We start from the raw sequence: 10,121 nt of genomic DNA on the forward strand, positions 1-10,121 counted from the left end.
ATATGGACATTATAATCGTCTAATTCTGGACAGGCAATACCGTCAACTTTTGGTCATTTTGGGATGGCAATAACAACTGGTACTGAAGGTGCAGAGAGATTTAATCAACCAATACTCGACTTAGTAGGCGATGATCGGATTTTCCCGTTAGAAAACTGTATTGAGGATATTCTAGGTTATCCAGCACCTTCTTCTGAAAAACCATACCGAGCTTACAGATACATTAATTCAAACTGGGGTGACACTTGGGATGATTGTACAGGGGATTGGAAAACACTTATTGAAAGAATCTTTTCATCCTCATTCGCATTACAAGAACCAGAAAGAAGGGCACATAGGCAGGGTACTGTAATCAGAGGAGCTACTCAGATTCAACAGCAGACAGAGAGAGAAACTCTTCCTCAGTAAGATACTTTAATACAAAGAATATAAAGTTCATTATTATTATTTAATATATTTTGTATCTGTTCATATTGATGATATCTTGTGGAAGAAAATAGACCATCTACTCTGTAATATAAAGGATAAGTGAATGTACCTTTTTATATACAGAGTAGGTGTTTATCATTAATTTCACACATTAAATAAAATTAAGTACAACTACACAGATAAGGGCTACCAATTATAAGTTGGTTGCTAAAAAAAGAAACTACAACACGAAACAGTTATTAAACGCCAAAAACAACGAGTGAAGAAGGGAATTTTCCATATCCAATTCGTAGATATTCCCACATATTAAAAATAAATCATTTATCGAAATAAATCTATGCATAATATGTAATTCTATACACTGGTTTTTGATGGAGCTAAGTGCTTAGTACCACCACCCTATTTGAATACCAAAAAACTTTCTTTTGGTAGGCTCACTGATAGTCACAAACTGTTGAATGCTAACACTGGGATATTTCACCTTTTTTGCTTCTTCTGGTGTTTGAATCCGAATAAACTGACACTTTTCAATTAAAAACTCCTTATATTCCTCGGACAACTCTACCTTTTTTATTTCAAACTTTTTTTGTTCACCATTAATAAGTCGTTCAATAATTTCCTTTTTTAATTCTTCTCTACTTTTCACCTACAATTCCCCTTTGCAGTCAGTGCATAAAATTTTCTTTAGCAACAAAAAGCTATTACTTAGTATAGAGTTATTTATACTTATAAAGTACCTTTTGCGTTCCTTTCTCTCATTCTAAACTAATCCACGATATACCATACCAGAAGATTTAGCAAATCTTCATTAGGCTTAATTGTTGACCTCAAAAAAACCAACAATATCCCCTTTGTTATTTTATGCTTTAAAGCTTCTACTTAGATAAATTAAACTCCTTCTTAACTTAAACTCCCCCCCCCTTTAGCTCAATAAGAAAAGGCTTCATTTTTTTCTGGTCTTTAAGGAAAACCACCCGTTTGGTCAACACTGTCATTTCTTTACTTCCCACTGTTGATAGCATTGAACATCTAAGCCTAATTCACCGTTTTTTAACCATTCAAAAGCTTTAAGAACCAATGGAGACGCATTTTCGACAGATACTTCACTTTCCGAAACCCATAGTGCTCCAAGTGAGTCCTGCCCGTTAAATTGTTTAGGAGTAATAAGATTTCCACCTATCTTACCAACTAAATAGTAAACCCCGATATGATGAACGTGAGAAAACTCTTTCCACACCCAAGGTAACATAAAGTCGATAACACCTAAGTTCTTGATTATCTCTATCTCAATTCCTGTTTCCTCAAAAAATTCCCTTTTCATTGCTTCTGTCAGGCTTTCCGACTCCTCCAAACTGCCACCAGGAAGGTCAAAACGATTAATATATGGACCTCCATTTTTATTTATTACTAACAATTTTCCTTCTTTAAAGTACAGACCGTACACCCCAAACGCACGGTGGAATTTCTTATTATGTTCCACCTGATTACCCCCCACTTGTTGAACTGATCATAATAAATTCTTCATCTGATTTTATATTTTATCAAGCTTACTTCTTCCTTATTTTTATTATCAAAAATGAATCCGTTAGTTTGTCAGTGGCCTTCCTTAACTGATGGTTCTATTAAAATTTAGAACTAATTTAGTTTTTGTTTTAATGCGTGAGCTTTTGCTCGACGTTCTTTTAATTCCATTATGCGAGTTTCATTTACGTTAATTTTTTCTGACTGTAAACGTTCAATCGCTTCATCAATGATTGCAATTTCGTTGTCGTAGTCCTTGAGTTTTCGATATGTCATTGCATACGACTTATATAATGCTGGAGCATTGTAGCCGTTGTGTCTTGCTATATCAAATAATTCAATAGCTCGTTCAAGGTTACCAACTTTTCGTTCCTTATCACCTTTTTCCCAATACGGCATTCCTTCGTCAAAGCTTTTATCCCAGTCGTTTAGGTTCTTTATATCTTTTAGTGGAACTCGATTGTGGATTGGATTAATCGGTATCTTCTCTGACGAATCTATTTCAACTTCACCATACTTTTCTTTTAAAAACTTCCAAACATCAATTAAATGATAAGTTGGTATGTTTCTCCCTAGCTTCTCTAATGCTTGCTCTTGATCTCTTTGATAATTCGTTACGTAATCGTCACCAATATATATCCAAGCAGTAACTGATTTTGCATATTTACTTTTAAGTATTTTGTTGCCGTTTGTTGACAATAATGCTGTTGTTTCACTTTTACACTTGTCTAATTTCCCGTCATAAATAATATTAATTTCATCTCGTATATTTCGAGTTATAAAGACTACTGCTTTTAAATTTTCGTACTTAACATCATCAAATGATCGAGATTTAATTCCAAAGTAATGTTCGTCTATCTCACTTGCATAAAAATATGGAGCTGTTTCAAATTGAAGCTCAGGTGTGTTAGGGCTGCGGTCATATCCGTTATCTCTTTTAGTGAAGAATGGGATTATGCGGTTAGTTAGTCTATCGTTTGTTTCATTTAGTATTCTAGTTATTTCTTTATCCTCTAATTCTATCGCTTGTTCTTCAGTTAACCCTGTTCCAACAAAGTGATAGTCAGTATCATACATTTTACGAATTTTTTCAGCTTCATATGCTCGTTCGTGGAACACTTTATAACGATTGCCACGTCCTTTTCCGACATAGAATATTTCTCCAGTATTTTTGATAAACCATTCATACACATAAAAATCTGTTGCTGTACTACCAGTAGACACACCCACAGGAGATGAAGAAATTGATAGTCTATGGTTTTCGTTTTCATCAGATGAAATATTGAAAGATACACCAAAGCCTATTCCAACATCGTTTGCATTTTCAGATGGTTTATTCTTTTTTTCTCGTTTTAGTAATTCTCTCGTATCTTCGAGATCATTCTGGTCATAATTCTTTTTTTCTTGCTTTTTATTTCCAAAAAATTTGCTGAACAAACCCATTTTCACAACCCCTCCAACTCATTAGATAAGAAATCTTTACCTACATTTTACCAAAGGGTTAAATAGTATGGACTTTGTAATCAATTTATTTATTCAATTTCATCCATCACATCATAAATAATCTCCGATAGTATCTCATTACTTCTGTATGCTTCATCCAAGGTGTTCTCTATCCCTCCTATTTCAATGAGAAGAGAATTTCCGAATAAGTCTTGATTATATGTGTTATTCGTTTCTTTCCCGGAAAAAATTATACCTTTTGAAATTCCAGGATACTTTAATTCTAATTTATTATGAAATAATTCTGCTATTTTTAAATTCTCCTCAAATTTACTACTTACTTCGGAAACTACGAGAGATATTCGTGAAACCCGTTTACCCTTAAAATTAACTGTAGTTTGTTCGTGTTTTGAACTACCTCTATGAATATCGATCATAAGCTTTATGTTTCGATGTTCATCTAGCGTTTCCTGAATCATTTCTCTTGTTACCTCATAAGACATTGCAAAAGTCATCTTTTTATCTTTTACTATCTTTTGAACATCAGCTTTATTATGAATAGATCGTATTCCCTTTCTCTCTAAGGATTTAGATAAAAGGATCATACTTTTTGGAGCGAAAAATTACACCATCAACTCCATCCCAATAATTTTGATGGAAATTCCCTTGTTCATCACAGTACTCAAGTAATTTAACTTCATATCCTACGGTTTCAAACATTTTTACCAAGGTTTTATAATTATGCACGATTTTATGACTAGCTGCTGGATGCTCTTTAGGTCCAGGACCACCTATCTGAACTATATTTTGGTAGGACTCATCTGGAAAATAGCCATCTGGTACTGCACAGCGAATATAGCCCGAAGGTTTAAGGTACTTCAAACACATTTTTGCTACCTTCAAACCTTCTTCGTATGTAAGATGCTCCCAGACGTGTTCAGCTAATATAGCTGTAATTGAGCTTTTATCGAACCTGTTTTGCCACGTATTTTCGTCTAATAAATTTAATTCTTCTTCTTGAGTATGTACCCATCCAGGGTTATTAACATATACTCCTGCTCCGATAACTACCTTAATATCATCTATAATTTTATTCAATTAATGTAGCTCCCTCTTTAATCTTTAATTTAGTTATCATAATTAATATACAAAGCTTTTAATATCCTTGTTAATCTAACCTGTATCAATAGTACAAGAAAATTCAACAAGAATAAGCGTTAATCCTCATTGGATCAACACACCCGTTACTTGAATAAGGATTTGGAATGGAATACCTCCGTTATGTAGTTAACAAGAAAATCTCTATCTTCAGGGAAGGTTAATTCTAAAATTTTTATTTCGTCTAGGGTTTTCCAAGCAACATCATATATGAGATTATCTGGATCTTGAAAATTTCTTTTTCCACCCACAACCTTTACTAAAAAATAATGGGCTTCAGCTGATATATTAAGATGTTCATAAGTCATCCTTTTAATCTTAATTTCTTCAACAATTTCGCCTGTATATCCCGTTTCTTCTTCAATTTCTCTAATACAACATTCTTCGAATGTCTCATCGTATTCTCTTCCTCCAGATGGAATAGACCACGTTTTTTTCTCTTCGGGTCTTCCTTGCAAGACCATTAACAATTGACCGTGTTCATTAATACAAACACCTGAAGAACCAAACCATATTTGCACTTCATAGTGCCCCCTTTATTAATACGAAGTTCTTTCTCCAACAAAACTGCCCCTTTAATAAAACAAAGCTAGACAACTTTTAGAGTTCATAAATAATTCCTTCGTTATCTTTACCATTAAACTCTAGATAAAAAGGTTGAATTCTTTCATTTAAACAATATTCAATCCTCTTCCTAAAATTTTTCCAGTTTACCATTTCTAGTGCTTCTTCTATTGGGAAAAACCCTACTTCTAGGCTCTCAGAACTAGTAGTAGGAACCCCTCCAATTGCTTTTCCTAAAAATAATGTATTACAAATTGAACGATCTACATTTTGAAATATTCCACAAAATTTTGTAATCTCAATATCGATTCCTGATTCTTCCTTTGCTTCCCTGATTGCTGCATCTTTAAGCGATTCCCCTTCTTCTACTTGTCCACCAGGAATTTCCCATCCTCGACGTGGGCCTTTTATTAATAAAATTTCTCCTTGTTCATTCAATACAATCGTGGCTGCTGAAATAATATGCTTTGGCGTACTCATAAACAAACCTCCATTAGACATTTCCCTTATAACTCTCATTACTATCTAACTTCGACATTTGGTTTTATTTTCCTCCTCCAACAGGGATGCCTAACCTAATAAGAAAAGGCTGCCGTAACGACAGCCCCGACCTTCAACTTTTGCACCCGTTAGTTGAAGTACATCCTTTATCCAAACTTATTTTGAATGTACGTCTGATATTTCAACAAAATCATCAACAATAATCCCTTGTTTAACATATTTTATTAATTTGCTCGATTCCATTTCTACTCTTTTCCTACCGTAAGGATACATAAACCAGTTATCAACTTTCGTTGTTTTGTCATTAACTGGACACAGAGAATATTCAATCCAATCAGGCATATATGTTTTAAGTGTTAAATAAAATCTACGAATATGATAAATAGTAGTAACAATTATTACACGTTTAATGTTATTCAAATAAAATTCTCTATCCAAGACTAGCAATGAAGCGAGTACATTTTCTTTCGAATGAAGTGACATATCTTCAACTAAAATATCTTCTTCGGGCACTCCTTGCTCAATAGCCTTATGTTTCAATAAATGTGCCTCTGATAATTTATTTCCTTCCCAAATAACTCCACCTGAAAATAATATCTTTTTTGCTCTACCTTCATTATAAAGTTGTATAGCTTTTGGCAATCGATATTCCACAGCCTTATTACTTCCTGGAACAAAAAATAAATCACCTTTTTCATTATCATCTTCTAAATTTTTATAAAGGAGTTCTGTCATTTGTAAATCAGTAAGTTTATCAGGTTCTAACTGAGATATATTTATTAACATTTTTCACCTCGACAATTAAGTAACCAATTTACTGCATCTAATAAGTTTTCTGCTATGTAATCTGGTTCTACCTTTGCCCAATTCCCATTGTATTCTTGGTGATTGTATTTTTGAATAGATTCCTTTCCTGCACCCGTCTGAACAATAATCTTTATACTACCAACTTCATTTGCAGCCATAATATCTGTCCATCTATCCCCAATTACTACACAATGTTCTAAGTCTAAATTATTATCTTTAGCAGCCTTTGACAGCATTCCTATTGATGGTTTTCTGCAATTACAACCATCGTTATGTTGGTGAGGACAAATATAAACTTTATCAAAACCAAATTCAATCAGTTCCTTTTCAAACTCTTCTCTTTTAGCTTCTCCCTTTGAAATTCCAGGTTGATTGGTAAAAGATAAAACCAACATATTATTATTTTTCAAACGCTGGATAGATTCTGAAGAAAATGGAAAGAGTTTAAATTCACCTGGATATATTACACTGTCACTACCTCCGATGGTACCGTCTCTATCAACAAATACAGCCTGTATAGATTTTTCCATTTTAATCTCCCCTCAACAAATGTTATTAAAGAATTATTCAAGGAAGTAGTTATTAATCCCTCTAAAAACATTTTTATGTAGCTAAACTGCACCTTTACTTAAACAAGACTCTTTGAAAATCCAGTACTTTTCTCTTTATATCCCATATTAATATAGAATTGATGTGCATTTTTTCTTTCTTCTCGTTTGCCACTATTTAATCCGATTGCAATAGCCCCTTGTTCTTTAGCCCAACATTCCGCCTCTTGTATAAGTTTTTTACCTATCCCTTTTCTGCGATGATTAGTGTGAACAACAAAAGCTACAATTCTGACATAAGAACCATCGTATTCATAAAACAAACCTGAACATAATCCTGCCATTCCAACAACTTTTCTATCTAATTCAGCTACTAATGTATGATAGTTTTGATTTCCTGTAATAGCACTAAATCTTAGCTTAAACGTATCGACTGAAGTTGGATAACCAAGTTGGTCCATTAAAGAAGCTAATTCAGGAACATCATTTATTGTAGCCTCTCTTATATTCATAAGCTCTCCTCCATTTTAATAATGTTTCTTTACTTTATTCTAACTATCAAGTTGACATTCCTTCTTCACGAAATCAGAAGCTAGTAAAAAAGCATTTCTACTATTGTAGAAATGCACCCGTTAGTTAAGTAGATTAGTTAATTGTAATCGTGTTTTAAAACCCCATATATTTCAACATCTTCATATTGGTTCCATCTTAAAACATCTTGTTTTAATGTCCCTTCATATGTAAGTCCAGCTTTTTTTAATACCCTACCAGAAGCCTCATTCTTACTCATTATTGGTGCCCATATTCGATTTAAGTTTAGTTCATTAAATCCAAAATCATTTACTTTTTTTACAACTTCAGTTGCATAGCCTTTTCCCCAATACTCTTTCCCTATCCAATAAGCTAACTCACCCTTATTATGTAATTTATCAACTCGGATAGTCATTGTTCCTATAAGTTTCTTTTCACTTTCAAGAGTGACAGCAAAGGGGTAAGCATCTCCGTTTTCAATAAGTTTTGAATGAGTTTTAATCCAATTTTCAGCAACTTCTAATGTATATGGGTAGGGTAAAAATGTAGTCTCCGCCAATTCTTTTACACCAGCTAATTTCTGGGCTCTTGGAGCATCATTTAACTTATAAGGACGTAAAAATAAACGCTCTGTTTGCAATGTATAATACAATATTGAACTTCCTCTCTTATCTTTGTTATCTGTAATATTTCAATACGCCAACCAATAAATCCTTGTTGAAGTAAACTGCACCTTTAGCTCAATAATAAAAGGGACTGCTGGAACAAAGTCCCTATCTAAACTTAAAAAGAATGATATATTTTTTGGATAATTTCTACTAATTCATCCCTTGTTTCTAACAATTTATTTTTCGTACTTTCATTATTTAAAGGCACTTCTAGATAGAAATCAGCAAACGACTGGTGCTTATACCTTGGTACAACGTGCATATGAAAATGAGATAATTCGCTAAAGATGCCTCCATTTTGGCAAATTGTTATCCCATCAGGTTTGTAAAGTGTCTTTATAGCTTTTGAAATTAACCTTGATGCCTGAATTATGTAGTTAGCTGTATCTGCATCAAGTTCATCAACATCTTCAAAATGTTTTTTGGGCAGTATCATAACGTGCCCTTCATTAAATGGGTCGTGGTCTAATATACAACAAATAAAATCGTTCTCATAAACTACATTTACAGGTACAAATTTATTAGCTAAGTTACATCCCAAGCAGTTCAAATTTAATCACTTCCTATAAAATGTGAATATCCTGATATTCAACATAAAGAAGTAAAAGTCCTCTTTGTTCAACTAACCTGATCGTTAGTTCAATAAAAGGTGCAACGTCTCATCGTTGCACCTTTCTTTACTAGCCTTTTTTTATTTTTAACATCGAGTTAGCATTTGCCTGAAATTCATATGGAACTTTCACTTCTTCAACTGTACAGCCATTGTCAGCGAGATAACTTATTAATTTATCTAAATGCTCATATCTTTTTCCCTCTAAATCAACTAAAGGGAAAATACGAACTTCCTCTTTCGTAACCCTCAATAACTCATTTAGCGTATTTATGTGAAATTGATAATCTAATCTATCCGCATACATAAATAAAAAGTGTGCAGAGAGAAGAATATCAAATTCTTCATTCTTAAACGGTAAAGAAGGTAATGTAACGGGAATATACCTTTCACTAGATTCCTTCATATCTTTGGCACAATCTTGTAAGGCACTTAAACGATGGTTTCTAAGACCTTCTATATCTTTAAAATAATTCCATTTATAATTATTTTGGGCTTTTTGCATATGCTCCATCGCGTGTTCAATATCCTGGAGACCTTTATTTTTTAGGTCTTCACCCGAATGATAATAAGCAATATCGCAAGCTGTTACGTCTAAACCTGATTTGTTACCAACAGCAGTAAATGAACAAGCTCCTGCTGGACAATCGAGTATTTTCTTTCCTTGTAGTTCTTCTTCTGAAAGCGAGAACATATCAAAATACTCTTCGAAGGTTCTCCCAATAAAAACAATTCGCTCTAAATCTAACTTTGTACTCTGCTCAACTTTACTCAACTAAACTCACCTCTTCTAAAAGATTACATTCATATTACCACGGAAAAATGGTAATGTTAACCTTTTTTTACTTTTCTTATTTAACAAACCTGCCTCGTTTATTAAAGGAATGCACCTCGTTAGTCATAATAAGAAATTCATTTGGTCAATTCTGCAAGATAAGGATTTATGTAGCTACGATATTCTTTAGTTAATCCTTTTGGTAATAAATTAAGACTAAAGAACTGTATATCAAAAGATTCCCTTTTATCTACCTCTATTTTACCCTCAATGTCGTTTGTTAAATAAACGGCAGTTACTGAATATAATTCATCTCCATTAGAAACCTTAAAGTAATACTCAGGACCAGAAAAAACACCTAATAACTTTAAATCACCAATAAGCAATCCTGTCTCTTCTTTCACTTCTCTTCTGGCGGTATCTTCCAAACTTTCACCTAATTCCATTAAACCTCCAGGTAAACCCCACCCACCATCAGTTCTGTGCTGTATGATTATTGCAGTTGAAATGAGCCACTTATGCGGAGTTTTGAGCCAGTCATTGCGGAGAAAAGAGCCACCCTTTGC

At 33.4% G+C, this 10,121-nt stretch carries 15 protein-coding genes and 1 pseudogene; 2 read left to right on the forward strand and 14 right to left on the reverse strand.

Annotation, left to right across the window (positions count from 1 at the left end; genetic code table 11):
• Positions 1-63: 63 nt before the first annotated feature.
• Both Q1B07_RS25230 and Q1B07_RS25235 read left to right on the forward strand, forming a co-directional pair.
• Positions 64-408, forward strand: coding sequence for a hypothetical protein (locus Q1B07_RS25230; protein WP_299095091.1), 345 nt, complete (start codon positions 64-66; stop codon positions 406-408).
• 206 nt (positions 409-614) lie between these two features.
• A pseudogene (locus Q1B07_RS25235) lies at positions 615-724 on the forward strand (IS1595 family transposase); the annotation flags it as partial.
• Between the two features lie 90 nt (positions 725-814).
• Here Q1B07_RS25235 and Q1B07_RS25240 read toward each other — a convergent pair.
• From Q1B07_RS25240 to Q1B07_RS25305, 14 genes are all read right to left on the reverse strand, one after another.
• Positions 815-1,075, reverse strand: a complete 261-nt coding sequence (locus Q1B07_RS25240; protein ID WP_299095093.1) for a hypothetical protein — start codon at positions 1,073-1,075, stop codon at positions 815-817.
• Positions 1,076-1,420: 345 nt separating this feature from the next.
• Entirely contained in the window at positions 1,421-1,909 is a 489-nt protein-coding gene (locus Q1B07_RS25245; RefSeq protein WP_299095094.1) for an NUDIX hydrolase, read from the reverse strand.
• Positions 1,910-2,064: 155 nt separating this feature from the next.
• Positions 2,065-3,393 (reverse strand): GIY-YIG nuclease family protein, encoded by a 1,329-nt coding sequence (locus tag Q1B07_RS25250; protein ID WP_299095096.1) that lies wholly within the window; start codon positions 3,391-3,393, stop codon positions 2,065-2,067.
• A gap of 89 nt (positions 3,394-3,482) precedes the next feature.
• Entirely contained in the window at positions 3,483-3,998 is a 516-nt protein-coding gene (gene spoIIP, locus Q1B07_RS25255) for a stage II sporulation protein P (protein WP_299095100.1), read from the reverse strand.
• A complete protein-coding gene (locus Q1B07_RS25260) occupies positions 3,982-4,491 on the reverse strand; it encodes an SAM-dependent methyltransferase (RefSeq protein WP_299095101.1) in 510 nt (169 codons plus the stop codon). The genes spoIIP and Q1B07_RS25260 overlap by 17 nt, the downstream gene beginning before the upstream one ends.
• A gap of 146 nt (positions 4,492-4,637) precedes the next feature.
• Positions 4,638-5,072: an NUDIX hydrolase gene (locus Q1B07_RS25265; protein WP_299095102.1), complete on the reverse strand. Its 435-nt coding sequence runs from the start codon at positions 5,070-5,072 to the stop codon at positions 4,638-4,640.
• Positions 5,073-5,151: 79 nt separating this feature from the next.
• A complete protein-coding gene (locus Q1B07_RS25270; RefSeq protein ID WP_299095104.1) occupies positions 5,152-5,595 on the reverse strand; it encodes an NUDIX hydrolase in 444 nt (147 codons plus the stop codon).
• Between the two features lie 177 nt (positions 5,596-5,772).
• On the reverse strand, positions 5,773-6,402 hold the full coding sequence (locus Q1B07_RS25275; protein ID WP_366945289.1) for a YdcF family protein: 630 nt from the start codon (positions 6,400-6,402) through the stop codon (positions 5,773-5,775).
• Positions 6,396-6,953 (reverse strand): HAD-IIIA family hydrolase, encoded by a 558-nt coding sequence (locus Q1B07_RS25280; protein WP_299095107.1) that lies wholly within the window; start codon positions 6,951-6,953, stop codon positions 6,396-6,398. Before Q1B07_RS25280 ends, Q1B07_RS25275 begins: the two co-directional genes overlap by 7 nt.
• A 98-nt stretch (positions 6,954-7,051) precedes the next feature.
• Positions 7,052-7,483, reverse strand: coding sequence for a GNAT family N-acetyltransferase (locus Q1B07_RS25285; protein ID WP_299095109.1), 432 nt, complete (start codon positions 7,481-7,483; stop codon positions 7,052-7,054).
• A gap of 137 nt (positions 7,484-7,620) precedes the next feature.
• On the reverse strand, positions 7,621-8,154 hold the full coding sequence (locus tag Q1B07_RS25290) for a GNAT family N-acetyltransferase (RefSeq protein ID WP_299095112.1): 534 nt from the start codon (positions 8,152-8,154) through the stop codon (positions 7,621-7,623).
• A 131-nt stretch (positions 8,155-8,285) separates the two neighbouring features.
• Positions 8,286-8,720: an HIT family protein gene (locus Q1B07_RS25295; RefSeq protein ID WP_299095114.1), complete on the reverse strand. Its 435-nt coding sequence runs from the start codon at positions 8,718-8,720 to the stop codon at positions 8,286-8,288.
• A 130-nt stretch (positions 8,721-8,850) separates the two neighbouring features.
• Positions 8,851-9,555, reverse strand: coding sequence for an SAM-dependent methyltransferase (locus Q1B07_RS25300; protein WP_299095117.1), 705 nt, complete (start codon positions 9,553-9,555; stop codon positions 8,851-8,853).
• Positions 9,556-9,692: 137 nt separating this feature from the next.
• Positions 9,693-10,121 (reverse strand): NUDIX domain-containing protein (locus Q1B07_RS25305; protein WP_299095119.1); only part of this gene is annotated, 429 nt, incomplete at its 5' end.

The organism is uncultured Metabacillus sp., from assembly GCF_947503125.1.
In the GTDB taxonomy this organism is placed as follows: domain Bacteria; phylum Bacillota; class Bacilli; order Bacillales; family Bacillaceae; genus Metabacillus.

Excerpts from the sequence above, each read along its gene's own strand:
- Q1B07_RS25230 (WP_299095091.1), top strand. The coding sequence starts at position 64 with ATGGCAATAACAACTGGTACTGAAGGTGCAGAGAGATTTAATCAACCA.
- Q1B07_RS25250 (WP_299095096.1), bottom strand. The coding sequence starts at position 3,393 with ATGGGTTTGTTCAGCAAATTTTTTGGAAATAAAAAGCAAGAAAAAAAG.
- spoIIP (WP_299095100.1), bottom strand. The coding sequence starts at position 3,998 with ATGATCCTTTTATCTAAATCCTTAGAGAGAAAGGGAATACGATCTATT.
- Q1B07_RS25270 (WP_299095104.1), bottom strand. The coding sequence starts at position 5,595 with ATGAGTACGCCAAAGCATATTATTTCAGCAGCCACGATTGTATTGAAT.
- Q1B07_RS25275 (WP_366945289.1), bottom strand. The coding sequence starts at position 6,402 with ATGTTAATAAATATATCTCAGTTAGAACCTGATAAACTTACTGATTTA.
- Q1B07_RS25280 (WP_299095107.1), bottom strand. The coding sequence starts at position 6,953 with ATGGAAAAATCTATACAGGCTGTATTTGTTGATAGAGACGGTACCATC.
- Q1B07_RS25285 (WP_299095109.1), bottom strand. The coding sequence starts at position 7,483 with ATGAATATAAGAGAGGCTACAATAAATGATGTTCCTGAATTAGCTTCT.